Source organism: Mucilaginibacter paludis DSM 18603, from assembly GCF_000166195.2.
Taxonomy (GTDB): domain Bacteria; phylum Bacteroidota; class Bacteroidia; order Sphingobacteriales; family Sphingobacteriaceae; genus Mucilaginibacter; species Mucilaginibacter paludis.
This window is the reverse complement of the sequence record NZ_CM001403.1, coordinates 6,339,928-6,364,428: the sequence shown is the minus strand read 5'-3', so window position 1 is coordinate 6,364,428 and position 24,501 is coordinate 6,339,928. Positions and strand designations below refer to the sequence as shown.

The window sequence follows — 24,501 nt, the reverse complement described above, 5'->3', positions numbered from 1 at the left end:
AAGACGCTTCACTTTAACTTACTTAAATGAATGTTTAAATTCGAGTATTATACCTCCCTGCGGCGTTCCTTCCTCTGTCGGAAATAGTTCATTTTTGAAGATGAACCCACATTGCAGCCACTTTTTCAGCATGGTTTTATCCATTGGGATATTCTCCAATAGCCATTCGTGGCTGATGTGATCAAAACAACCTTTAATATCTCCTTCCATAACCCATTTTGGAGAGCGAATGCCCTTGCCAAGGAGTGTGGCATTGTGTAATAGCATCCATTTTGCAGCGTTCTCTTCTGAAATCATAAGAGTGCTTATCTGCCTTTTGTTTCCGCTATTCTTTGGCACCGTTTTCGCAATAACACTCTTTGAGGTAGGTAATATCTTTCTGGCTTTGGCTGATATTGACCAGGAAAAACTTGGCGTCCACCTTACTTAGTTTGGCGACGTTATTGTCAATGGCGGGTCTTACTTCATCGGAAAGAATATATTAGTACGTTCGTGGTAAACCAGTATTCCGGTTGTTTATTGAGGTCAGTACGGTTCTCGTTGTCCAGAAAATGCACCAGGCCGCTGCTGCCGCCCTTATTATTCAAACTCGCACACGCAATGCTGGCAAATCCCGTTTATCCTTGATATTGGAACTCATAATCTCTCCATTATATTCGATATAAGTTTACCTAAGTGCATTTAAGTGTAAATAAGCGCAATAATTTCGCCCCACTTTTTAGCATAAGGTACAAACCCCTCTTTGAGGTACAATTCAGGTACAAAAATAGGCAAAATGGCACAAAAAAACCAAATATATTAGCAAATATAAATTTGCTTAATTTGTTGATTTTTAGCATTTTAAGTGAAAAAAGTTTGTGAAAATTTGGCTAATTATTTACCGATACAGAACTTCGAAAATATATTATCCAACAAATCGTCCGTCGTCACGCTGCCGGTAATCTCACCCAGGTAATGCAGGGCCTGCTTAATATCCATCGCCAAAAAATCGGAGGTGATGGGGTTATCTATTCCGTTGAGCACTCTTACCAAAGCTTGTTCGGTTTTTTGCAGGGCCTCCAGGTGGCGTATGTTGGTTACCAGGGTTTCGTTGCCGGTCAGTTTACCTTGTACGGCACTGTTATAGATCACTTGCTTCAGTTGGTCGATGTGTTGTTTTTCGCGGGCCGATACCGTAATGAGTTCCACTTCGGCAGGTAAATTAAAACCGGCAGCAAGTTTGCCATCGCTTAGCAGATCTATTTTGTTGGCTACGGCTACTACCGGGACACCGGGATGAAGCAGGTTTTCCAAATCCAGCGCTACATCGGCGCCGGTCATGGCTTCGGCATCAAAAACGTACAGCAACAGGGCCGACTGGCTTATCTTTTCAAGTGTTTTTTGTACGCCTATGGCTTCAATGGTATCGGTGGCTTCGCGCAGGCCTGCCGTATCAACCAGCCGGAAATTAATGCCATTAATGTTGAGTATTTCTTCTATGGTATCGCGCGTGGTACCGGCAATATGGCTTACAATGGCTCGGTCTTCATTAAGCAAGGCATTGAGCAGGGTTGATTTACCGGCATTTGGCCTGCCCGCTATAACCGTGTTTACGCCGTGTTTAATGGCATTACCCAGCTCGAACGACTGGATAAGCTGGTTTATCATTTTACTGATATCAACTACCAGTTGTTTTAACTGACCGCGATTGGCAAACTCAACATCTTCTTCCGAAAAATCGAGTTCGAGTTCTATCAGCGATGCGAAGGTAACCAATTGATCACGCAGCTGCTTCAACTGATTGCTGTAACCGCCACGTAATTGCTGCATAGCCACCTGCTGCGATGCTTTGGAGTTGGAAGCGATCAGGTCGGCTACGGCTTCGGCCTGGCTCAGGTCAAGCTGTCCGTTTATAAAAGCCCTCAGTGTAAATTCGCCGGGTTTAGCACCGCGCGCGCCTTGCCTTATAAACAACTTGATAATAGACTCGATGATATATGCCGAACCGTGGCACGAGATCTCGACCACGTTTTCGCGGGTGTACGATTTTGGGGCGATAAAAACAGACGCCAGCACTTCGTCCAACACCACTTCGCCATCCACTATGTTACCAAAGTGTATGGTGTGTGATGCCTGTTGGGTTAAATCCTTACCTTTAAAAACACTGTTGGCTATCGCGATAGCGTCGGGCCCCGACAGGCGAATAATGCCGATTGCCCCCGTTCCGTTTGGAGTAGCAAGGGCTACAATGGTTTCTTCTTTTGTTGAGGCAGGTTTATTAAGATCTGGAATTTGTGACATTGGCACAAATCTCGCAATTTTGAAGGGATGTTCCTATAGTAAGCGCGGGGCCTTCGGTCAGCAGTCTGTAGAATTACACTCATGTACGAAGCTTTGTTCGATAGTCCCGCAAGGTTTGAGGTGTAGCTGCAATTACAATACGTAGTAGAGTTTACCCCATATCCATCATTAATTTATCGACATTTACCGGAGAATCAGTTAATTCAGACTGGTGATCGTAATTGATCAGCGGCCTTAGTTTGGCTTCGCCAGTAAGTGGGTACGCATATTCTGTTGGTGCGGCGGCCCGCGCTTTGGGCATATCACCCGTTTGGGCAAAACTGTAACCCAATCTTTTGTTTTCTTCCTCTATAAAGGCAAACAGATCGCCCAGTGATGAATAGACAGACTGTAGAAACTTGTAATTGGTAGAGGTAAGGCATTTACCCACATCGGCCGGACCTTTGTCGGGCTCACTAAAATTCAGTTTGGTAATTACCCCGTTAACAAGCTCAACCTCAAACTTCCCTTCGCCATGCCAGCTCAGGTTATTTTTTATCTCTCTAAAATGATCCATATTTTTACTATTAAATTTCAGCACATCTGTAAAACACACATTACTAACACAATAACTACTTTTACTTACGCTACTTATACTTTGCAAGACGTATGCCAAAGCGCCCGGTTGTTGATAAACTTAGTAGGTTTTATTAAAAAGCTATAATAAAGTATTCAAAATTCATTAAACGCATTTTGGAGGTATAAGCAATTGCCAAATATGCATGATACAGTGTAGTTTAACTGAGTAAAAAAGCAGTCACTCGTTTTTAAAAAGGTCCAGCTGTCCACCGTTACCCTGGCCAATATCCCATTGCGCCTGGCTATCCTGCTAATGCCTCTCCCCCAAAAAAAGAATATTACTTGTATTATTTAAAAATATGACAGTTGTCATTTGCAGGCTTATGAATAGTTGCATTATTTGCTTTATTAAAAGCAAGCATGGTGCTTGTTTCAAATTTGATTTGATGATAATGAAAAACGATATTTTACTACCTCAACTGATGCATCCACGCAACCAGATAGCCTTGGTAATGGGGCGCATTTACCGCAGGGGTTTAACCACTACTTCTGGTGGTAATATTTCCATAATGGATGATAATGGAGATATCTGGATCTCCCCTTCGGCAGTTGATAAGGGAAAGCTGCAACCATCAGATATCGTTTGCATTAAAAAAGACGGTACCATTATAGGATGCCACAAACCATCATCCGAATTCCCGTTCCATAAAGCCATTTACGAGATCCGCCCGGATATACGCGCCATCATACACGCCCATCCCCCTGCATTGGTATCGTTCAGCATTGTAAGGGCCACGCCTAACACCAAAATTATTACCCAGGCCAGCCGGGTTTGCGGACCTGTAGGCTATGCCGAATATGAGTTGCCGGGCAGCGAGGCTTTGGGCGCTAAAATAGCGCAGGAGTTTACCAAAGGCTATAAAGCCGTAATTATGGAAAACCATGGCACAGTGGTTGGCGGCTGTAACCTGGCTGATACTTTTGAACGTTTTGAAACACTGGAATTTTGTGCGCGCACCCTGCTTTACGGCAAAACCATAGGTACACCGCAATACCTAACCGATAAACAAATTAACGCTTTTGAAGCACAAATACCTGCGCCGCTGCCAGAAATGAAAACAGTTAGCCATCCATCCGACGAAAGGGAGAAACGATTGGAAATTTGCGACATTGTTCAGCGTGCTTGTACACAAGGTTTAATGATCAGTTCGTACGGTACAGTATCTACCCGCTGGAGAGGCAATGATTTTTTAATTACCCCTACTGATGTACCGCGCTGGGATTTAACCGTTGATGATATCGTACAGATTAAAGATAACCAACGCGAGCCGGGTAAATTCCCCAGCCGTACTACTTACCTGCACCAGCAGATTTATAACAAACACCCCGAAATCAATTCCATCATCCTTACCCAATCGCCTTATCTGATGGCTTATGCAGTTACCGGCGAAACTTTTAATGTACGTACCATACCCGAAAGCTGGATTTTTTTACAAGATGTTAGCACACTCGACTTTGGTTTGCACTTTAAAGACCAGGATAAGATCGCTGGCATCATTCATAAACATAATCCCGCAGTTATTATTAAAAACTCGTGTGTGTTGGTTGCCGGTGATAAGCTGCTACAAACATTTGATTACCTCGAAGTTGCAGAGTTTAGCGCAAAATCATTAGTGCTGTGCGCTTCTATAGGTACCCTGGTTCCAATCAATAACGAACAGGTGGAAGAGCTACGCCACGCATTTGTGAAGGAGTAATTAATATATTGGTTTATGTTGGATTGAGGTTGGATCGGGCACGGTTCAGCCTCTTTTTTTGGCTCTATAACGTTTTGTATGGGTAAATAAAAAATGGCACCATGACGAATAGTGCGGGTAAAAATAGTTTTGGTTTGTCCGCTGGAATTCCGAGCCGTAATTTGTAATAAAAGCCCATTTGCTTTGTTGCTTTTCTGATTAAAAACAAACCAGCAAACTACAGGTTATAATGTCGTCTTGGTAAATTGGCAATTATCAAGGCGTCTATTATTGCATTAATAATCAGTATTCTTAATTTATAGCATCGGCACGCTCAATCGCCGCGTGAAGGGCTCCGTTCTTTTTGTCTTGACACAAAAAGAACCAAAAACCGACCGGAGGGAGCTCATGAACACCTTAAAAAAACAAACAAAAGGTGAATAACGTCAAGACTGCCCGATCCTTCCACCCGCAAGGCCAGCTCCCGGCCCGGCGTACAGTCGGGCTTTTGCGCACTTTGCCCGTACTCCGGAAAGATCACGGTGGTTCAAAACGTCGTTGTTATTTTTTTCGGCTGGCCGAACCTGTTACTCATAAAGACATAAAACAATGACAATCAATAGGATCTTTTTAATAAAATCTTAACAGTAGTGAAATTTCACGAAAAATATCATTAGCAAAATCTTGGTTTAGCATATCGCTTACAAAGCGAATTTTTAGTACCCATACAAAACGTCGTAGAGCCCAATTATTCGATTTTTGTTATTTTCCGGCAACGCGGTATCTAAAACTTTTCTTCTATGCCCAAGCCAAACAGCGCGAAATCGTACTTTACCGGGTCAACAGGGTCAAATTCACGAAGTTTCTGAGTCAATTCAACAGCGGTTTGCCAGTCGGTTTGCTTGCGGGTAATTAATTGGAGTTTTCGGGCTACCCTATCCACATGTAAATCGCAGGGCATAATCAGGTCGGCAGGTTTGATGTGGTTCCAGATGCCGAAATCAACGCCGCAATCGTCTTTACGAACCATCCAACGCAAAAACATGTTCAAGCGCTTGCAGGTTGACTTTTGCTCGGGCGAGGAAACGTGTTTTTTTGTACGATGCGGATAATCTGGAAGCGAAAAAAAGTAACGGCGAAAATGATTGAGCGAAGAGGCCCCCCGGCCCCCTAAAGGGGGAGTAAGTATACCAGGCAATACGTCCTTCGTCCCCTTCCTTATTTGCTCTCCCTTCAGGGGGCTGGGGGGCATAAATGCCGTTTCCAATGAAGCAGACCGCTCATAATGATACCGGAAGAAACTAATAAAATATAATGTATCGATATCATTAAAGGTGCGATGCTTAAAATGAAGGAGCTTTTTAAGGTCGGGCTCCCGGTGGTTCATGATGAAATCATAAGGAGCGCCGTCCATCAGGCTGATGAGTTCTTTACATTTATTGATGATGGTTACCCGCTGCCCCCAAGCCAGTGTAGCCGCCCAAAAACCCATGATTTCGATATCCTGCTTTTTGGTAAACAAATGCGGGATGGACACCGGATCGTTAGCGATAAACTCCGGGCGGTTATATTGGGCAACTTTACTGTCAAGAAAAACTTTAATACCTTCAATCATAATTATGGCCTTACAGTTAATAAAGCAGTTCTGAATCAGAATTGATCAGGCCTATGGCTTCCTTAAACGTGGTTGTCACAAAATCGTTTTCCCCATTCTGAAATGATAAATAGCTTCTATAAACTCCTGACTTGTCTTTTTTAAAACCCAGACAGAATACACAAATGCTATAATCGCAAAAACTTATAAATCCATCGCCATTTAAACCATCAAACTCTTTAACGATCCTATCTAAAGACCATATAGAAAAAAGGTTGCTACGCCACTCATAGTCAACAAATCCATTTATAGTTAAATATAACTGTTTAAAATCATCGGGGAATTTATACTTAATATGATTCTCTGCTTTTTCAATATCAATTATAGAGGCACCTGGATTCAAATCAAGGTGTTCCTCTTTCCATTGTACAACCGCATTCTGAATCCAGGCTTCCACCCTATCCCAATGCTTGTTTCAAATCATCCAAAAGGTCTTCAACATCCTCCACACCTACACTTAAGCGCAACAAGCTATCTACCACACCCGCTTTTTCGCGCAATTCCTTTGGGATTGAGCCGTGCGTCATGCTTACAGGGTGGTTGATCAGCGATTCTACACCGCCCAATGATTCGGCCAGTGTGAATACCTTGAACGATCCGGCCAGTTTATAGGTATCTTCCAGCGTGGCTCCTTTAATGGTGAAAGAGATCATCCCGCCAAAATCGCGCATTTGTTTTTTGGCGATATCATGATTGGGGTGATCTTCAAAACCGGGCCAGTAAATTTTATCCACTTTGGGGTGCGATTTAAGGTAAGCCGCTATCTGCCTGCCATTTTCGCAATGCGCTTTCATGCGCAAATGCAGGGTTTTAATACCGCGCAATACCAAAAAACTATCCTGCGGGCCGGGAGTTGCGCCGGTAGCGTTATAGATAAACCAGAGCCTTTTATAAAGCTCATCGTCGTTCATCATCAAAGCGCCCATCACCACATCCGAGTGCCCGCCCAAATATTTGGTTGCCGAGTGCATCACAATATCCGCGCCCAGGTCAATCGGATTTTGCAGGTAGGGCGAAGCAAAAGTATTATCAACACAAAGCAATACATTTTTTGCTTTCGCGATTTTGGCTACCTCGGCAATATCAATGATCTTCATCGTGGGGTTGGTAGGCGTCTCGATCCAGATCAGTTTGGTTTTATCGTTTAGATAAGGCAGAATATTTTCTGGTTTGGACAGATCCAGAAAATGGAACTTGATACCGAAGTTGGCAAATATTTTGGTGAACATGCGGTATGATCCGCCGTACAAATCATCGCCAGTTATCACTTCGTCGCCCGGTAAAAGCAATTTCATCACCGCATCGGTAGCGCCTAAACCACTCGAAAATGCCAGCCCGTGCTTGGCGTTTTCCAATGCTGCCAGGCAATCTTCCAAAGCTTTACGGGTGGGGTTTGTACCACGCGAATACTCATAACCCTTATTATCGCCCGGCGATTTTTGCCAGTAGGTTGATGTTTGATATATCGGCGTCATAACGGCACCGGTTGTTGGATCGGGCTCCTGCCCTGCATGTATAGCTTTTGTTCCGAATTTCATAGCATTTCATTAAAATGAAGTCCATGGTCGATAGTCCATAGACCATGGTACAATACGTAATTAACAATATCAAAACTTGTCAATAGTGATAGACTATTGACAAGACAGGTTAACATTCCATGGGCTATCGACTCATCAATGACCATGACCTATCAACTATGGACTATGGACCATCGACCATGGACTAAACCTAATACGCCCTTGCAAACAACACCCTTTGTATGGATGGCTTGCCTGTTAATATACACGTACCATCTTCCAGTTTATTGTCTAAAGGTATACAGCGGATGGTAGCCTTTGTTTCTTCTTTGATGCGTTGCTCTGTTTCGGGCGTACCGTCCCAATGGGCGGATATAAAGCCGGGGGTTTCATCAAGCATCTGTTTAAACTCGTCGTAGGTGTTGGCCTCGCGGGTATTTTCAGCGCGAAACTTTAGTGCCTTTTGGAAAATATTGTCTTGTATTTCAACCAGCAATTGCTCTATCTGCTCGGCTAAACCTTGCTGCTGTACGGTTTCTTTGGTTTTGGTATCACGGCGGGCCAGTTCAACGGTGCCATTAGCCAGGTCGCGTCCGCCGATAGCCACACGCAAAGGGATGCCTTTCAGCTCGTACTCGGCAAATTTAAAGCCGGGGCGCTGGGTATCACGATTATCATATTTAACACGGATGTTTTTGGCTTTCAACGCTTTGGATAAAGCATCCGCTACTTCGCTTATCTGCGCAAGCTCCTCCTCACTCCTGAAGATAGGTACGATAACTACCTGTATAGGTGCCAGCTTAGGCGGCAAAACCAAACCCGAATCGTCAGAATGCGCCATTACGAGCGCCCCCATCAAACGGGTGGATACGCCCCATGATGTTGCCCAAACAAACTCTTGCTTACCCTCTTTACTGGTAAACTTCACATCAAAAGCCTTAGCAAAATTCTGACCTAAAAAGTGCGATGTACCTGCCTGTAGTGCCTTACCGTCCTGCATTAAAGCTTCGATACAATAGGTATCTAAAGCGCCGGCAAAACGTTCGTTGGCAGTTTTACGGCCACGTACCACGGGCAGCGCCAACCAATTTTCGGCAAAATCGGCATATACGTGCAGCATCTGCTCGGTTTCGGCAATAGCTTCCTCTGCGGTAGCGTGGGCAGTGTGACCTTCCTGCCATAAAAATTCGGTGGTACGTAAAAATAAACGGGTACGCATTTCCCAGCGTACAACGTTAGCCCATTGATTAATTAACAGCGGCAAATCGCGATAGGATTGGATCCATCCCCTGTAGGTGTTCCAGATAATGGTTTCGGAAGTTGGCCTTACAATTAATTCTTCTTCTAACTTGGCGGTTTCATCTACAATAATATTGCCCTCACCATCGTTCTTTAAACGGTAATGTGTTACTACCGCGCACTCCTTGGCAAAGCCTTCAACGTGGCTCGCCTCCTTTGAAAAGAATGATTTGGGGATGAATAGCGGAAAATACGCGTTACTGTGCCCTGTATCTTTAAACATTTGATCGAGTACGGACTGCATTTTTTCCCAGATGGAGTATCCATACGGTTTAATGACCATACAACCTTTAACTGCCGAATGCTCGGCCAGATCAGCCTTTACAACTAAATCATTAAACCATTGCGAATAATCTTCGTCTTTACTAATGATTCCCTTGCTCATATTTTGGTATAAAATTTGACTATTGAATTATGTTATTATTAGCGCCAAATTTATAAATTTATACTTTATTTAAACTTTTACTTTTAACCAATTATAAAAATGAAAAGGAACATACTAAAAGGAATGATATTAATTGGCGCGATAGCGCTGGGTTCCTGTTCTACTCAAAATAAAATAGCGTCCACCCAAGCCGATGCAAACGACGATGTTTACGGCACCAAAGCTGTGGCAGGCGAGCAGCCGGTATACGCTGTTAGACAGAATACCTATCAGCAAGATAACGGGAATAATGATTATTACAACGATAACGATTATTACTACTACGATAGTTACTCGGCGCGCTTAAATCGTTTTTACAACTACTCGCCGTTTTTATCATCTTATTATAACGACTTGTATTACGGTTCATATAGCCCTTATTACTCAGGCTTTGGGCTGGGTATTGGTTTAGGCTACGGCTATTATGGCGGCGGCTATTTTGGATACAACCCTTTTAGCTACTATGGCTATGATCCTTATTGGGGCTACAGCAACTACGGATATTACGGTTCAACCATAGGCTACGGCTATTCACCTTACTGGGGCGCGGTATCCTATTATAATGTAGGGCGCACCTATAATGCGCGCCCTTATCGTGGTACGGGTTTTCCGGGCAACAGTACCAGGACTACCAACGTAGGTTATGCAAATAATAATGGCAGAACGCAAAGTTACAACCCGGCCGGTCGTCCTGTCAATCTTTCAACAGGTAATAACGGCAGAGGCAATACATCTTATTCAGGCAGGCCAGCAAGGCCAGGCTATAACAACGCGCAGCCTCAGCAACAGCAGGTTCAACAATCAAGGCCGCAGCCACAATCACAACCAACATACAGTCCGCCGCCTTCAAATTCGGGTTCGTCGGGTGGTAGCAGCGGCGGTGGTGGAGAAAGAAGCAATGGTAGTTCAAGACCAGTAAGACCGTAATAATACATAACACCTATGAGAACTAAATATATACTAACGGTGGCAGCTATAGTAGCTGTCACAAAAAGCGGTTTTGCCCAATATTCTGCCGATGCACTCAAATTTTCGCAGTTTCAAACAGGTTCAACTTCACGGATAAAAGCAATTGGAAATGCAGGAACAGCTATAGGAGGAGATTTAAGCAATATTAGCGGTAATCCCGCAGGCTTAGGTTTTTTTACAAAATCTGAACTGAGCATCACACCAGAGTTTAATAATTTGCAGGCAAAATCAAACTATTTTGCAGGTACAACCACCGCCAACCAGGCAACATCTAACAATGTAAACTTTAATAATGCCTCCGTTGTATTTTATAACAGGCTGAACAAGCCGCGTGGCGCCAGTAAAACCGAGGGCTGGTTAAGTTTAAACTTTGGCATATCGTACAACCGCACCAATAATTTTTACGCGAATACTGCTTTTGGCGGTAATAACACCAACAACTCGATAGCCGATTATTTTAAAGAACTGGCAGATGCTGACCCTTCAACCACGTATGACAACAGTATCCAAAACTGGGGTTATAACCAATACCTTATTGATAGTGTAGGTTATAATAAACGCCCGGTTTACAGGTCAAACGTAGCCGCTTCGGCCAGCTCTCCAACCAACCAACTTACCAATACAACTACAGTTGGCGGCCAAACGTCGTTCAACTTTTCCATGGGTGCCAATTATAGTAATCAATTGTACCTCGGTATTGGTATAGCTGTAACTAATTTACGCTATAACACCAGCAATACATTTACCGAAACCGGTTACCAGTTTGCAGATGGTTTAAACTACACTACCCAGTACCAGGTAGATCAAATTACTAAAGGAAATGGTGCCAGTATTACATTAGGCGCCATTTATAAACCAGTGGACGCTTTAAGGCTCGGTTTTAGCTTTACCACCCCAACCTGGTATACCATTGATGACGATTACAGCGAAAGCCTGACAACCCAATACAAAGGCAGTAACAAATATTCTGACGGCCCTGCAGATTATCCATTATCATACAGTTTACGCACGCCACTAAAAGTAAGCGGCGGTGCGGCAGTGTTTTTTCAAAAATTTGGTTTTTTAAGTGCCGATATTGAATACCTGGATTACTCGTCTATTCATGTAAGCAACAGCAGTACCACATCTGACGGTTACGACAATAGCAATTCGGGTTATAATCCGAGCCAGGACAATAGCGACATTAAAAAGCTGTACCGCTCAACCGTTAATGCACATCTTGGTGGCGAAGCACGGCTTAGCAGCGCATTCGCACTGAGAGCCGGTTATAGCATTCAAGGTAGCCCTTATGTAAATACAGCCCTACAAAGCAATATAACAACCGTTAGCGGCGGTATTGGCTTCCGTACCGGAAGTTATTATGTAGATGCCACCTACGCCAATGTAACCGGTTCACAAAATATTTATCCTTATGTGGTTAGTGCAACAGATAGTCCTTATGCCCATGTTGACAAAACCTATAACAACGTATTTTTAACGCTGGGAATGAGATTTTAATTTAAAAAGTATTAAACAAAAAAGCTTACTCTTTTCGGAGTAAGCTTTTTTGTTTAAGCTAAAATTTAATCTTCGTTAACAAACGAGCGCAGCATCCAGGTATTTTTTTCCTTATACTGCATAAACCTGTTAATCATATCGTTGGTTCCGTCATCGCCTGCATTGCTGGTGATCTCTAAAATTTCGCGTTCCATTTCAATCAGGGTAGCCATATCTTCAATTAAAGCTTTCACCATATCGGTATCTTTCATGCCGATGGTATTTACCTCTTTAATTTTTGATGTTGCTATATAATCGGCAAAAGTACTGTAAGGTGCCTTGCCTAAGGTTAATATACGCTCAGCAAGCTCATCAATAGTGGTTAATGCTTCGGTATATAACTCTTCGAATTTAACGTGCAAAGTAAAAAAACTGCTGCCTTTTACATTCCAGTGGCATCCCCTGGTTTTTTGGTAATGCAGGTGATAATTGGCTAACAGATCGTTCAGGTGATCTACTACAGGCTTTACACTTTTTTCTTCAAGACTGATTTCTTTTGCGTCCATGGGTTGGTTTTTATATATTGTGTTTTAACAGTTGACTAATTATAATGTTCTCCCAAATCTCTGAATTTAGCGGCATATTTGCGGTGCAAATTTAAAACATGACATTTTTGAAACCCCATATACATATTGATTTTGCGGCCCAGATTTGGAAAATGCTTATTGATCCGCTGCAAGGCCTGTTATTTATAGAAACCAGGGATACGGAAAAACGGCAAACCCTTTTCTCGGCCTTTTATCTGAGTAACGGCCACACCAACTTCATCAATTTGCTCTGCGATGAACGCTGGCTTACCGGGATAGAGGCTTGTTATAATGGTGTGCTGTTTTTGCATGGATACGAATCGGCATTGAGCCCGGCTCATAAAGGTTTAATCGCTATTGATGGCGTAACCGGTATTACGCTCTGGAGCAATTACGTAGATGCCTTGCACCACGTCAGCATCACTGGCCCGGTAACCTATCACACACAGATACAACCGCAAAAATTATTTTTAACCGACGCCTTAACGGGTGCAACGCTCTGGGCCTATAACCCGTCAATTGATCTGGATCTGGATCCGCAGATCAGGGTGCCGCACGTTAGCGAAACTATAGATTCCGGTTTTAAACCTTATATCAAAGGGCCGCTTACCGGTAATATTCATTATTTGGAGTACAATGATTTTAGAATTGTATCTTTGCACACTTTAATTGAAGCTCAGTTAAGCCAGGTATTGCTGATTATACAAGGCAACAATTTGGTTTATGAGGATTTATTAATTGATAAGATACAAAAACTGCAACCTGAAGCGTTTATTATGCATCAAAACCGGTTGATCTATATCAAAAATAAAGTTGAACTAAAGGTTTTAAATTTATAACTGCTGTTTAAAAACAATGATGAAATTTAAATTTTTATTACTAACCGTTTTATTATCATCGCTTTCCATATCACTTTTTGCTACCAATTTAATTGACTCTACAGGGGTAGAAAATCAAAATGGGAAAAAAGTAATTCTCCATAAGGTAGAACCAAAAGAAACCTTTTACTCCATTGGCAGGCGATACAACATTTCACCCAAAATAATTATAGCTTACAATAATAACAGTACTGTATTAAGCATAGGCCAAATTATTAAAGTGCCAACCGAGCAGGCATTTGCAGAAACAGTTGCCGTAAGCAAACCCGCAACTCAAAAATCGGTTGCTGCCAATAACAATTTCAGTGTAAGAAGTTCGCCGGCTTCAGAACCGCAGACATCCGCAACGCAGTATAAGGTATCTGCAGGCGAAACGCTATATGCTATAGCAAAACGTTTTGATACATCGGTTGCCGATATCATCAGCCTGAATAATTTAAAATCAAACAATCTGGTTCCGGGACAAGTTTTGCTTGTTAAGTCGGCACCTCAGGCACCTCAACAACAAGTAGTTAAGCAATCAACTACAACGCCGCCGCCAACTTCGCCACCACCATCACAACAACAGCCCCCTGTGCCTGTCGCCAAACGCGATACTACCCTGGTTGTATCGCAGGATAGTATGGATGCCAATCACCATGCAGCATCAAGCCGGTATGGTTTGTATGAAAAAAACGAAAAAGGTGTTGCTATCTGGATGGATAACGATAGCCTGGATCCTAATAAAAAACTGGTACTGCACCGTACAGCGCCAGTGGGTACAGTTATTAAAATAACCAACCCCATGACAAACCGTACCACCTTTGCCAAAGTGGTTGGCCGGTTTACCGAAACCGAAGGTACTAAAGATGCCCTGATGGTAATGACCAAGAGCGTAGCTGAATCTCTTGGTGCGATAGATAAACGTTTTCACGTGATTATTAGCTACGGAACGCCAAATGAATAAACCTTTTATTATTGGTATTGCCGGGGGTAGCGGATCTGGCAAAACCTTTTTTTTAAAATGCTTTTTACAACATTTTAAAGAGGAAGAAGTGTGCCTGGTATCGCAGGACGATTACTACATACCTGTGGCCCACAACATGACGCCCGAAGAAAACAAGCACTACAATTTTGATTTACCCCGTACAATTGATCACGAACACTTTCAAAAAGATATTAGTGATTTGCTGAACGGCAAAACGATTTATAAAAAGGAATATACTTTTAATAACCCTAATGCGGTACCCAAGATATTGGAAATTAAACCCGCACCCATTATCATCGTTGAAGGTTTGTTTATTCTGCATTTCAGGGACATTGCCGAATTGCTGAACCTTAAAATATTTATTAACGCTGATGAAGAAATAGCGCTGAAACGCCGCCTTAACCGCGACTTGGTTGAACGCGGATACTCTAACGATGATGTAATGTATAAGTGGCTGCACCACGTGGTGCCTGCTTATAAAGAGTACTTATTGCCTTTTAAAGACGAGTGCCAAAAAGTGATTACCAACAACACCCACGTTATTGACGACATAGTTGCTATAACCGAAGAAATAAGTAAAGAATTAAAGGATTTGCTGAAGGGGAATTAGTTGTTAGTTACTTGTTAATGGGTTATTAGGTTAGCGGATAGTTATTGATTGCTGGTTGTTCGGTCACTATTTTACTAATTGGCTACCGGCCATTGTTATTAGCATACTAAGCTATTTTAACATGTAAAGATATCGCTTCAATCAATTGTCTTGCGATCAATAATTCGTAACTTTAACACACTCAATAACTCAATAACCAAACATCAAATCACCATCTCCGGCACATCGCCCTCAATAATCAACTTACCTGCGGTGGCATCTTTAATTTGCTGAATGCTTACCCCCGGGGCTCGTTCTATGAGTTTAAAACCACCTCCGGGCAAAATATCAAGCACGGCTAATTCGGTTACAATTTTTTTGACGCAACCCACACCTGTTAAGGGCAAGGTACATTGGGGTAACAATTTAGATTCGCCCGCTTTGTTTACGTGTTGCATAGCCACAATGATATTTTCGGCAGAAGCCACCAAATCCATGGCGCCGCCCATTCCTTTCACCATTTTTCCGGGTATCTTCCAATTAGCAATATCGCCGTTCTCGGATACTTCCATCGCACCCAGGATAGTGAGGTTCACTTTTTTAGCCCTGATCATGCCGAAGCTCATGGCCGAATCAAAAATAACAGATCCCGGCAGCATAGTAATGGTTTGCTTGCCTGCATTAATGGTATCGGCATCCTCCTCCCCCGCTATCGGGAAAGGCCCCATGCCCAACAAACCGTTTTCCGACTGTAATACCACATCAATATCCCGCGGAATATAATTGGCAACCAAAGTGGGGATACCGATACCCAGGTTTACATAAAAACCATCTTTAATTTCGCGGGCAATACGTTTGGCAATACTCTCTTTATCAAGCATAATAATAATCAATTAAGCATCAGCTGGTAATCAAATAACAGGTTAACACCCGGATCAAATGTAAGTACATCTTGCGCTAATGCAAACGGTAATTCTATATCCGTTATTCTTTGTTTAATGGCATAAGTATGTACAGCGGGCTTAGCCCGGGTAGCTATTTCGAGCGAAAATTCAAACAGTCGCTCTTGAGTTTGCTCGATATGCAACACTGTACTTTTGCGATCAACATCATATCTGCTGGTAATTTTTAAATGCGGATGCCCGGCCGTATAAAGCCACTGTTTAAAATAAGCTTTCAGGCTTATACCTGATGCATCTTCAAACTCCCGGCGCAAATCGTCGGTATTGGCGTTAGCACCCTTGTAGTGTTTATAATAATTGCTAATCGCTTTCATAAAAACAGCATCACCCAATTGGTGGCGCAGCATATGTAATATCCAGCTACCCTTTTCGTAACTATTGGCGTTAAGCAGTTGCATATAATTATCATTTACTGCCGTATCCACAACGGGTGTAAAACGTTTTGCCTCAAAAGCTATCACTTTTCGCCGGGCATCATCCAGCCGTTTTTTCAACGTATCCGCACCGTACTTATTTTCCAGGTATAAATCTGTCATGTAAGTAGCAAAGCCCTCACTTAGCCAAATGTGTTGCCATTTTTTTTCGGTTACGGCATCGCCAAACCATTGGTGGGCAATCTCGTGTGCCATTAGGGCTTCAATATCCGGACTGCCAACCGATTTTTCAAAATAAAAAATGGCGCTGGCATTCTCCATGCCGCCAAACCTTGTTTTTGATTGTACGTTGGCCAATTTTTGATAGGCATAAGGGCCAATCTTTTTGATATAGAATGGCAATATTGCTTTTGCTGCGGCATAATCCCTAAAACCAGGAGTTTTATTTTCTGGATATACATAGCTCTCAACAGGTATTCCGGCCACAAGGCCAACATGATCGATAGCAAAATCGGCAACGCCAATCACCATTACTTTAGTGGGCAGGCTATTTACTTCCTTCCAATGCGTTAGTTTTAAAGCACCTGGTAAGATTATATCACTGACTTTCAGTCCATTGGCAATCACCTGGTAATGGCTGGGAGCAGTAACATAAAAATCAACAGAAGCCTTATCCGCGGGAAGATCCACACAAGGCAACCAATTATGCGCGCGATTGGGCCAGTTATCACCAAAAAAGGTACGGTGCCCAAAAATATTGGTGCTTATAACCAAGCCATCCGCTGGTATGCCAGAATATTTAATAACATAGCAATGCCTCTGATTTGCTTTTGCGGCGCGATAGATGGTAACCTTATCGCCATCTTGAAAAAAATGAAGTTTTTTTCCATTTTCTTTAATCCACTCTACCAGCATCCCCTTGCCGGTTTTGTCCTGCTTTATAAGGTCCAGCTGAGTTGATGAAGTATTTTGAAGGTATTTTAAGCTGATAGCCGCTTCGCCCTTCATAACATCATTTAAATCATTCAGCTGAATATCAAAGCGATAGTGTTCTACATCTATTGGGGCGCCGGGCAGCTGGCCTTTGGCCTCAGGGCGATAAATAGCGGCCCCCAAAATAAGGCAGATTAAAAAACGTTTGAGGTTAAACATCTGTTAAAGATATTAAAACCAATAATTTAATGAGCAATAATTTTGACAATAGACTTATGTTACATACCTTTGTAATATTGCAATCGCAATAAAATCATATCAGGTTTACGCCGAAGTATCTCAGCCTTCCCATTCAGGGAATTAAATACTAAGTAAACCCAAACAATCTTTAAATATTTACATGATACAACAAACTTTTGATTATAATTCAACAAGAAGCAAACTGCTTTTGAGTGAATATGGCCGTAATGTGCAAAACATGGTCAAATATATTGTGGAGCTCCCTACCAAGGAAGAGCGGAACAGGTATGCCGCAGTGGTAATAGACCTGATGGGTTTTTTAAACCCACACCTGCGCGACGTTGCCGATTTTAAGCATAAGCTCTGGGATCACCTGCACATTATTTCGAACTTCAAGATCGATGTGGATTCTCCTTATCCGCTTCCCGATCCGGAAAAGATCCATCTGAAACCCGAACCTTTAAAATACCCGCACCAGCGCATCAAATACAAGCACTATGGCAAAACCATTGAGCTCATGATCAGCAAAGCCAAAAGCATTGAAGAGCCTGATCGCCGTAACCATATGGTACAGGCCATTGCTAACTTTATGAAAATGGCCTATGTGCAATGGAACAAAGATTCGGTTGCTGATGAAACTATCCTGGCGCATTTATACGAACTATCCGGCGGAGAATTGAAGCTTGACGAAAATATTAATCTTGCTAAAGTTGAGTACCGCGCAGTGCCGCAGGTTAAAGAGAACCGCGGCACAGGCGGCCGTACCAACAATGGCCAAAACCGTGGTAGCGGCGGTGGAGGTGCCCGTACCAACAACACACAAAACAGAAATAACCAAAATAACCGTGGCCGCAGCAATAACGGCGGCAGCAGTAGCAGCAGGAAATATTAGAAGAAGTTTTGGGTCGATGGTCAATAGTCAATGGTTGGAGCATTAGTGCATCATACTGAAAACATGGCTCTGAACCATCATCCAAAAACCACAAACCATAATCGATATTCCATGAACTATCGGCCATTGACCATGGACTAAAAACCAAAACATACTAACCAAAATAAAAAACATGGGTGCATTTGAAATACGGGGTGGTAAGCCATTAAAGGGCGAAATCATTCCGCAAGGCGCAAAAAACGAGGCATTACAGGTGATATCTGCCGTTTTGCTTACTGCCGAAAAAATAACCATCAGCAATATTCCAGACATTGTTGATGTAAATAAACTAATAGAGCTATTACGCGATATGGGGGTTACCATTGACAAGATAGCGGCTGATACTTATACTTTTGAAGCTAAAAATATCGACCTGGAATTTTTCCATTCGGCGGCTTTCAAATCCAAAGGCGGTAGCTTACGCGGATCGATCATGATTGTGGGGCCTTTGCTTGCCCGCTTCGGCAAGGCCGCCATACCTAAACCCGGGGGGGATAAAATTGGCCGCCGCAGGTTAGATACACACTTTTTAGGTTTCGAAAAATTAGGCGCCCGCTTTGATTATAACCCCGAGAACGGCTTTTTTAATGTAGATGCATCAAACCTGCAAGGTACTTACATTTTACTGGATGAAGCATCCGTTACCGGGACAGCCAACGTTGTAATGGCGGCGGTACTGGCTAAAGGCACTACCACGATTTACAATGCCGCCTGCGAACCTTATTTACAGCAGCTTTGCAAAATGCTGATCCGCATGGGCGCCAAAATTACCGGCGTTGGCAGCAACCTGCTTACCATAGAAGGCGTAACCGAACTGGGTGGCACTACTCACCGTTTGTTGCCCGACATGATCGAGATCGGCTCGTTTATCGGCCTGGCTGCCATGACAGCATCTGAGATTACAATCAAAGATGTGCATTATGACGAGCTTGGCATGATACCCGACGTTTTTAAACGCCTGGGAATTAAACTGGAGCGCCGCGGCGACGATATTTTTGTACCTGCGCAAAAGCATTACGAGATTGAGACTTTTATTGATGGCTCTATCATGACCATTGCAGATGCACCATGGCCAGGTTTTACACCCGATTTACTGAGCATTGTACTGGTAGTTGCCACACAAGCCAAAGGCTCGGTACTGATCCATCAAAAAATGTTTGAGAGCCGCTTATTTTTTGTGGATAAACTGATTGATATGGGCGCGCAGATCATCCTGTGCGACCCTCACCGCGCCACGGTGATAGGCCTGGACAAACAGATGTCGTTAAGGGGCATCCAGATGACTTCTCCTGACATTCGTGCCGGGGTATCCTTACTCATCGCTGCTTTATCGGCACAAGGCACATCTACCATTTACAACATTGAACAAATAGAGCGCGGCTACCAGCATATTGATCAACGCTTGATAGCGCTCGGAGCTGATATCAAAAGGCTCTGATCCATATAAAACAAAAGAGCGGCCTTGGCCGCTCTTTTGTTTTATATTATTTGTTTTCTTCTATACGGTTTGATCAAAACTATCAGGAAAGTTAGCCTCTTTCTCAATATCGTTGATAGATTTTTCTTTCTTAAAAATTGCGGCTCCTACAAGGCTAATTACTGCACCACCAATACCGTACCATATCGCTATTCCAAATCCAAAAAACAAAGGGCCATATTTCCTCGTCATTCCCATGGCTTTATCAATTTCTGCACTTGTCATCCCTTTTGCTTCCAGGGCACTTTCCGAAACGGCCAAGGTCTTACTCAAAATTTCCGGGCTTAGAATGGAATAATACAGGTAAATAAAAACTGCCAAAAGCAGTCCTGAAAATATAGCATATCTAAAACCGGCTGAAAAAGCTTGGCTAAAGGTCATAAAACCACCGAGTTGCTCATCACGAAATTCCTTTTGCGCCAAAAACAAACATCCAATCATCGGAACATAAGATATGTATTTTAGCGGGCTATTAATATCCATGTTTAAAAGCTGGAAAGCATAAGTTATAATAATTTGGGCAACCAAATTAATAAAAGCCCACTTGGTAGCAATTTTAGTTGGATTTAATGATTGTGATTCCATTGGTAATTTAATTTTGATTGAAGTTTTCAAGAATGCTAAACACAGCCATATCAAAATCTTTTGCTACCGAATTTCTTTCCACTTCGGCTCTGATCTCTTCGGATGGCTCTACATCATAAAAAAAGCACATGATGGGATAAAATAGATCTTTCAATTCTGATTCATCGTCCACATTTGCAGCGGCACTTGCTATTTCGCCAATGGAAGTTTCCATCAGGATCTGGTTAGCAATAATATCCTCGTAGATGCGGTGTTCATCCTGAAACTCATCTTCATCAACCAGCAAAAATTCCTTTAAAAAATCTTCCAGTTCAGGTTCGATATCTTCGTCTTTACACTCGTTTAAATACAGCAACACATTTAAAAGCTCTGTACCACGATCAAGGGTATCCTCTTCAATCTGCTCCCATTCGGGCGAATCCAGGTAATCGTCTTCCAACTTGATCACATCCGCGCTGAAAAAATTCATCAGCAACAAATCAAAAAACACTTCGCGCAGGGCTTCCATTTGCGGATAGTCATCAAACACGGCATCTAAAAGATCTACTTTTGATAAAAAATCCTCATCGCTCGAGAATACTTTGATCAGATCATCCTGAATAGCTTTAGTGTTAAGCTCATTCTTTTCTGCGAAAATTTCTATTGAGCTTTTTATAGCTTCCTGAATTTTTGGGTCAATCATAATATTAGGATTTAAATGCCTGATTATTGTTACAAGTTAATAAAACTTTCCCAGTCAATTGCTTGCCAATAAAAGGGGAATTATAGGATTTGGATTGGTTATTCTGCTTAGTATATGCCCACTCCTGCTGGCTGTCAAAAACAACAAGATTGGCTTGCTGGCCCTCGCCTATGGCTGGCACTTCTAAATTAAGAATTTTACGCGGGTTAATCGCTAATTTTTCCACCAGTAATTCTACCGGCAGTCCCGCTTGCAAAGCCAATGATAAAGTGGTTTGTAAGCCAATAATCCCAAATTCGGCCACTTCAAATTCAACATCCTTAAACTCAATCTCGTGTGGGGTATGTTGCGAAACAATGGCGTCAATAGTTCCGTCTTTTAACCCTTCAATTAAGGCATCAACATCTTCCGAAGTACGCAGCGGGGGTTTAACCTTATACAAAGAGTCAAAGCCCAGCAGATCGCGATGCGTTAAAACCAAATGGTGTACGGCAACATCGCAGGTAACTTTTAATCCCTTCGACTTAGCCTGCCTGATCAAATCGACAGACCGCGCCGTTGATACCGTGGTAAAATGAATATTTGACCCGGTGTATTCGGCCAGGTACAGGTCCCGGGCTATCATCAGCTCTTCGGCCAGGGAAGGAATCCCTTTCATCCCCAATAAAGTACTGATCTCCCCTTCGTGCACTTTGGCTTTTCCGGCGATAGCCTTATCCTCCGGATACGAAAAAACAAGCCCGTTGAAACCTTGCGCATACAATAAAGCGCGTTCCATTAAACCGGCATCCTGTACGGGGTATTTGCCATCGGTAAAAGCTTTGGCGCCGCTTTGGTACATATCATACATCTCGGCCATATCCTTACCTTCGCATTTGTGCGATATGGTGCCTAAGGGAAAAATATCAACCAGATTACCCTTTGCTTTATTAACGATAAACTCCACTTCCGACTTTGAATGTACGGGCGGCAGTGTATTGGGCATCAGCGCCAAGCCAGTAAACCCACCTGCGGCAGCGGCCTTACTACCGCTTTGCAAATCCTCTTTGGTTTCTAAACCGAGCTCGCCTATATTACAATTTAAATCAAAAAAACCGGGTGAAACACTTTTGCCCAAGGCATCAAATACTTCGGCGTCCGACTGGATATCCTTGGCAATTTTTACAATAATGCCATCTTCAATTAAAATATCGGCAGTTTGTTGGTTAAAAGGTGAATTTGGATCGGTAATAGTTCCAGATTTGATAAGCAAATTCATTGAGCGGTGCTTTATGCTTGAGTAAATTAGATTAAGCCTGCGCTTTAACTACTTGCTTTTCAGGTTTATAAAACCTAATTAGCAGTATTTCGCCAGCCAGACAGATCAGCGATAAAATTATACAAAGTTTCCATAATTCTAAGCCAATATTTGCTTTAGCCACGGTATCTTTTAATGAGGCGCCCCCAGCTTGTATAATAGCGGTTTGTTTTTGAGAAAATTGCGCCTTTAAACCCTCATCGTCAAGGTAACTCATGTCCGACTCACTCCGGCTGTTATTGAAAGCCAGTATAGCCATCACACTATCCTGCCTGGTTAAGCTGTAATTGCCGGGCTCACTCACCTGGTCCGAAAGATAGAGCATCGTACTTCCCTCCTGCTGCCTTACATCCGGAATAATGGTTCGTTGGCCATTGGTCAGTTTCAAAACTTGCTTATCCGATGATTGAACCGGCAAAGTTTCTACCAACTCATCCTCACCTATGGTATAGAACAAAGCCGGGTCATGCCCGCTTAATAAGGTAATTCTGATCATCAGAGGTACAAACAGCGCATGGCGGGTTAAATTACTGTAACTATCATCAAGCGCTACGGCAGATACATATACTTTCCCTTTTTGATAAGGATAAGCACCAAAAAAAGTTTGTTTGCCTGGTAACTCCAGCAGGCTTTCTCGTCCGGAGCGAGATAAGTTACTTAACTGATAATATTTATTGACAAGCGGCAGATCCGGATTTTGCGGTGCCTGTTCAAAAATATTTTTGAATACGGTGCTTTGTAAATTAATCCCGGAAACTTTGTTCTTCCCGGTCAGTAATTTTTCAGGATAATCGGCTTGCAAGGGCTGAAGTAACAATCTGTAACTTTCCAGGTCGGCTCCATCAGCCGGAAAAACCACTAAGTTTCCGCCCTTGCCGATATATGTTTTAAGCTGCTGCGCCAATCCGGTCGATAAAGTTTTAACATCGCTTAATACCACTAAAGGATAAGTGCCCAAAGCGGCGTAATCCACATTGCCATCATGTACCTGTTTTACATTAAAAAAAGCATCGGTATTAAAAACAGCCTGCAAATATCGATTAGGTGTACCGCCGTCTACCAGTAAAACCGGCATTTGCCGCTGCACCTTAAAAGTGAAATAAAACTGGTTATCAAAATTTACCGGGTTATCCTGCAATTGTATTTCGGCTTGCTGCCATCCGGCCTGCAAACCCGAAAAGGCGAGGGTATCATTTTGTATTTCACGGGCCTTCAGCGTAAAACTGCCTAATGCTTTCTGCGCGCCATTAATCAATAATTTAAGCGGAACTTTTTCAGCTTTTTCATCGGCATAGTTATGTAATTGCACAACAAGCTTTTCACCCTCGCCCACCCGGTGCACCGCGCTGAGCAGCCAAACGGAGTCAACCGTTATATTTGGCAACGCCATAGCTTTTAGCCTGATTAAACTAATTTGAACCGAACTATCGGTTTTGATTACCCTGCTCGAAAATAGATTCTTTTGAAAATCGGACAAAATATAGATCGATTTATCGCTGCTAACAGAAGTATTGAGCAAACTTTGCTGCCGGCTGATAATTTGCTGCAGCATGCGGCTTTGTGGGCTGATCTTGATTTTGTCTACCTCATCATCAAATTCATCGCGGTTAAGCAAACGCTGATGTTGACCCTCAAAATCCTGCGTAAGCAACTGAAACCTATCGTTGATACCGTATCCGGAAGCGATCTCTTTGGCTCGGCGGCGGGCCTCATCCAGTAATGAACCTTCGCGGTTAACCGTTTGCATGGAGTAAGAGTTATCGATAAATATACTCAGTACATGCAGCTTACCTGTTACAGATGCAGCACGCCTTGCCGGTATAAATGGTTTTGCAAATGCCAATACTAAAAAGGCCAGGGCAAGCATCCGCACAACGAGGATGATACGTTTTTTTAAATTACGACGCGATGATTGCTGCTGCTGGATATTTTTAAGAAACTGTACATTAGAAAAATATACCTTTTTGTACTGCCTGAAATGAAACAGGTGTATGATGATGGGAATAGCCAGTGACAGCAGCCCCAATAAAAATGCAGGATATACAAATAGCATAGGCTATCCAAATATACAAGTTTATATTGATGT

At 42.7% G+C, this 24,501-nt stretch carries 23 protein-coding genes; 8 read left to right on the top strand and 15 right to left on the bottom strand.

Annotated elements, in window-relative coordinates; translation table 11 throughout:
- Positions 1-18: 18 nt before the first annotated feature.
- The 4 genes from MUCPA_RS26720 to MUCPA_RS26705 form a co-directional block, all read right to left on the bottom strand.
- Entirely contained in the window at positions 19-297 is a 279-nt protein-coding gene (locus MUCPA_RS26720; RefSeq protein WP_233276798.1) for a reverse transcriptase domain-containing protein, read from the bottom strand.
- 28 nt (positions 298-325) lie between these two features.
- On the bottom strand, positions 326-421 hold the full coding sequence (locus tag MUCPA_RS39610; protein WP_394330547.1) for a hypothetical protein: 96 nt from the start codon (positions 419-421) through the stop codon (positions 326-328).
- Between the two features lie 452 nt (positions 422-873).
- On the bottom strand, positions 874-2,280 hold the full coding sequence (gene mnmE, locus MUCPA_RS26710; protein WP_008510681.1) for a tRNA uridine-5-carboxymethylaminomethyl(34) synthesis GTPase MnmE: 1,407 nt from the start codon (positions 2,278-2,280) through the stop codon (positions 874-876).
- 151 nt (positions 2,281-2,431) lie between these two features.
- Positions 2,432-2,836: a hypothetical protein gene (locus tag MUCPA_RS26705; RefSeq protein ID WP_008510680.1), complete on the bottom strand. Its 405-nt coding sequence runs from the start codon at positions 2,834-2,836 to the stop codon at positions 2,432-2,434.
- 454 nt (positions 2,837-3,290) lie between these two features.
- On the opposite strand from MUCPA_RS26705, the gene MUCPA_RS26700 reads away from it, so the two are divergent.
- The gene (locus MUCPA_RS26700) at positions 3,291-4,595 is read left to right on the top strand and encodes a class II aldolase/adducin family protein (protein ID WP_040628125.1); all 1,305 of its coding nucleotides are present in this window, start codon (positions 3,291-3,293) and stop codon (positions 4,593-4,595) included.
- A 763-nt stretch (positions 4,596-5,358) separates the two neighbouring features.
- On the opposite strand, the gene MUCPA_RS26695 is transcribed toward MUCPA_RS26700, so the two are convergent.
- From MUCPA_RS26695 to proS, 4 genes are all read right to left on the bottom strand, one after another.
- A complete protein-coding gene (locus tag MUCPA_RS26695) occupies positions 5,359-6,189 on the bottom strand; it encodes a TIGR02757 family protein (protein ID WP_008510678.1) in 831 nt (276 codons plus the stop codon).
- A 16-nt stretch (positions 6,190-6,205) separates the two neighbouring features.
- On the bottom strand, positions 6,206-6,625 hold the full coding sequence (locus tag MUCPA_RS26690) for an SMI1/KNR4 family protein (RefSeq protein WP_008510676.1): 420 nt from the start codon (positions 6,623-6,625) through the stop codon (positions 6,206-6,208).
- Position 6,626: 1 nt separating this feature from the next.
- Positions 6,627-7,766: a cystathionine gamma-synthase gene (locus MUCPA_RS26685; protein WP_008510674.1), complete on the bottom strand. Its 1,140-nt coding sequence runs from the start codon at positions 7,764-7,766 to the stop codon at positions 6,627-6,629.
- 190 nt (positions 7,767-7,956) lie between these two features.
- A complete protein-coding gene (gene proS / locus MUCPA_RS26680) occupies positions 7,957-9,429 on the bottom strand; it encodes a proline--tRNA ligase (RefSeq protein ID WP_008510671.1) in 1,473 nt (490 codons plus the stop codon).
- A 99-nt stretch (positions 9,430-9,528) separates the two neighbouring features.
- Here proS and MUCPA_RS26675 point away from each other — a divergent pair, with 99 nt between their 5' ends.
- Positions 9,529-10,395: a hypothetical protein gene (locus MUCPA_RS26675; protein WP_008510670.1), complete on the top strand. Its 867-nt coding sequence runs from the start codon at positions 9,529-9,531 to the stop codon at positions 10,393-10,395.
- 15 nt (positions 10,396-10,410) lie between these two features.
- Positions 10,411-11,934 (top strand): OmpP1/FadL family transporter, encoded by a 1,524-nt coding sequence (locus MUCPA_RS26670; protein WP_008510668.1) that lies wholly within the window; start codon positions 10,411-10,413, stop codon positions 11,932-11,934.
- Positions 11,935-11,999: 65 nt separating this feature from the next.
- On the opposite strand, the gene MUCPA_RS26665 is transcribed toward MUCPA_RS26670, so the two are convergent.
- Positions 12,000-12,479 carry a Dps family protein gene (locus MUCPA_RS26665; RefSeq protein WP_008510667.1) on the bottom strand — a complete coding sequence of 160 codons (480 nt, stop codon included), beginning with the start codon at positions 12,477-12,479 and terminating at the stop codon, positions 12,000-12,002.
- 107 nt (positions 12,480-12,586) lie between these two features.
- Here MUCPA_RS26665 and MUCPA_RS26660 point away from each other — a divergent pair, with 107 nt between their 5' ends.
- From MUCPA_RS26660 to MUCPA_RS26650, 3 genes are read left to right on the top strand one after another with little or no spacing between them, the layout of a single operon-like run.
- On the top strand, positions 12,587-13,339 hold the full coding sequence (locus MUCPA_RS26660; RefSeq protein WP_157543990.1) for a DUF4905 domain-containing protein: 753 nt from the start codon (positions 12,587-12,589) through the stop codon (positions 13,337-13,339).
- A gap of 16 nt (positions 13,340-13,355) precedes the next feature.
- Positions 13,356-14,324, top strand: coding sequence for a DPBB and LysM peptidoglycan-binding domain-containing protein (locus tag MUCPA_RS26655; RefSeq protein WP_083839388.1), 969 nt, complete (start codon positions 13,356-13,358; stop codon positions 14,322-14,324).
- Positions 14,317-14,955 carry a uridine kinase family protein gene (locus MUCPA_RS26650; protein WP_008510662.1) on the top strand — a complete coding sequence of 213 codons (639 nt, stop codon included), beginning with the start codon at positions 14,317-14,319 and terminating at the stop codon, positions 14,953-14,955. The genes MUCPA_RS26655 and MUCPA_RS26650 overlap by 8 nt, the downstream gene beginning before the upstream one ends.
- Positions 14,956-15,158: 203 nt before the next feature.
- Here the strand turns inward: MUCPA_RS26650 and MUCPA_RS26645 are convergent, their stop codons facing one another.
- The gene (locus MUCPA_RS26645; protein WP_008510660.1) at positions 15,159-15,815 is read right to left on the bottom strand and encodes a 3-oxoacid CoA-transferase subunit B; all 657 of its coding nucleotides are present in this window, start codon (positions 15,813-15,815) and stop codon (positions 15,159-15,161) included.
- An 8-nt stretch (positions 15,816-15,823) separates the two neighbouring features.
- Positions 15,824-17,422 (bottom strand): M1 family metallopeptidase, encoded by a 1,599-nt coding sequence (locus tag MUCPA_RS26640; protein ID WP_008510659.1) that lies wholly within the window; start codon positions 17,420-17,422, stop codon positions 15,824-15,826.
- 181 nt (positions 17,423-17,603) lie between these two features.
- Between MUCPA_RS26640 and MUCPA_RS26635 the strand changes: the two genes are divergently transcribed.
- Both MUCPA_RS26635 and murA read left to right on the top strand, forming a co-directional pair.
- Entirely contained in the window at positions 17,604-18,335 is a 732-nt protein-coding gene (locus MUCPA_RS26635) for a DUF4290 domain-containing protein (RefSeq protein ID WP_008510657.1), read from the top strand.
- A gap of 172 nt (positions 18,336-18,507) precedes the next feature.
- The gene (gene murA / locus MUCPA_RS26630) at positions 18,508-19,812 is read left to right on the top strand and encodes a UDP-N-acetylglucosamine 1-carboxyvinyltransferase (protein WP_008510656.1); all 1,305 of its coding nucleotides are present in this window, start codon (positions 18,508-18,510) and stop codon (positions 19,810-19,812) included.
- 60 nt (positions 19,813-19,872) lie between these two features.
- On the opposite strand, the gene MUCPA_RS26625 is transcribed toward murA, so the two are convergent.
- Genes MUCPA_RS26625 through MUCPA_RS26610 form a run of 4 tightly spaced genes read right to left on the bottom strand, consistent with a single transcriptional unit; the run spans position 19,873 to position 24,468 of the window.
- Entirely contained in the window at positions 19,873-20,436 is a 564-nt protein-coding gene (locus MUCPA_RS26625; protein WP_008510655.1) for a DUF4199 domain-containing protein, read from the bottom strand.
- Between the two features lie 7 nt (positions 20,437-20,443).
- A complete protein-coding gene (locus MUCPA_RS26620; protein ID WP_008510653.1) occupies positions 20,444-21,118 on the bottom strand; it encodes a hypothetical protein in 675 nt (224 codons plus the stop codon).
- A 4-nt stretch (positions 21,119-21,122) separates the two neighbouring features.
- Positions 21,123-22,376 (bottom strand): dihydroorotase, encoded by a 1,254-nt coding sequence (locus MUCPA_RS26615; protein WP_008510652.1) that lies wholly within the window; start codon positions 22,374-22,376, stop codon positions 21,123-21,125.
- A gap of 31 nt (positions 22,377-22,407) precedes the next feature.
- Complete coding sequence (locus MUCPA_RS26610; protein ID WP_008510651.1) at positions 22,408-24,468, bottom strand: BatA domain-containing protein; 2,061 nt, start codon at positions 24,466-24,468, stop codon at positions 22,408-22,410.
- Positions 24,469-24,501: the final 33 nt, after the last annotated feature.

Coding starts and splice junctions, on each gene's coding strand:
- MUCPA_RS26720 (WP_233276798.1), bottom strand. CDS start 297: ATGATTTCAGAAGAGAACGCTGCAAAATGGATGCTATTACACAATGCC.
- mnmE (WP_008510681.1), bottom strand. CDS start 2,280: ATGTCACAAATTCCAGATCTTAATAAACCTGCCTCAACAAAAGAAGAA.
- MUCPA_RS26705 (WP_008510680.1), bottom strand. CDS start 2,836: ATGGATCATTTTAGAGAGATAAAAAATAACCTGAGCTGGCATGGCGAA.
- MUCPA_RS26700 (WP_040628125.1), top strand. CDS start 3,291: ATGAAAAACGATATTTTACTACCTCAACTGATGCATCCACGCAACCAG.
- MUCPA_RS26695 (WP_008510678.1), bottom strand. CDS start 6,189: ATGATTGAAGGTATTAAAGTTTTTCTTGACAGTAAAGTTGCCCAATAT.
- MUCPA_RS26685 (WP_008510674.1), bottom strand. CDS start 7,766: ATGAAATTCGGAACAAAAGCTATACATGCAGGGCAGGAGCCCGATCCA.
- proS (WP_008510671.1), bottom strand. CDS start 9,429: ATGAGCAAGGGAATCATTAGTAAAGACGAAGATTATTCGCAATGGTTT.
- MUCPA_RS26675 (WP_008510670.1), top strand. CDS start 9,529: ATGAAAAGGAACATACTAAAAGGAATGATATTAATTGGCGCGATAGCG.
- MUCPA_RS26670 (WP_008510668.1), top strand. CDS start 10,411: ATGAGAACTAAATATATACTAACGGTGGCAGCTATAGTAGCTGTCACA.
- MUCPA_RS26665 (WP_008510667.1), bottom strand. CDS start 12,479: ATGGACGCAAAAGAAATCAGTCTTGAAGAAAAAAGTGTAAAGCCTGTA.
- MUCPA_RS26655 (WP_083839388.1), top strand. CDS start 13,356: ATGATGAAATTTAAATTTTTATTACTAACCGTTTTATTATCATCGCTT.
- MUCPA_RS26650 (WP_008510662.1), top strand. CDS start 14,317: ATGAATAAACCTTTTATTATTGGTATTGCCGGGGGTAGCGGATCTGGC.
- MUCPA_RS26645 (WP_008510660.1), bottom strand. CDS start 15,815: ATGCTTGATAAAGAGAGTATTGCCAAACGTATTGCCCGCGAAATTAAA.
- MUCPA_RS26640 (WP_008510659.1), bottom strand. CDS start 17,422: ATGTTTAACCTCAAACGTTTTTTAATCTGCCTTATTTTGGGGGCCGCT.
- MUCPA_RS26635 (WP_008510657.1), top strand. CDS start 17,604: ATGATACAACAAACTTTTGATTATAATTCAACAAGAAGCAAACTGCTT.
- murA (WP_008510656.1), top strand. CDS start 18,508: ATGGGTGCATTTGAAATACGGGGTGGTAAGCCATTAAAGGGCGAAATC.
- MUCPA_RS26625 (WP_008510655.1), bottom strand. CDS start 20,436: ATGGAATCACAATCATTAAATCCAACTAAAATTGCTACCAAGTGGGCT.
- MUCPA_RS26620 (WP_008510653.1), bottom strand. CDS start 21,118: ATGATTGACCCAAAAATTCAGGAAGCTATAAAAAGCTCAATAGAAATT.
- MUCPA_RS26615 (WP_008510652.1), bottom strand. CDS start 22,376: ATGAATTTGCTTATCAAATCTGGAACTATTACCGATCCAAATTCACCT.
- MUCPA_RS26610 (WP_008510651.1), bottom strand. CDS start 24,468: ATGCTATTTGTATATCCTGCATTTTTATTGGGGCTGCTGTCACTGGCT.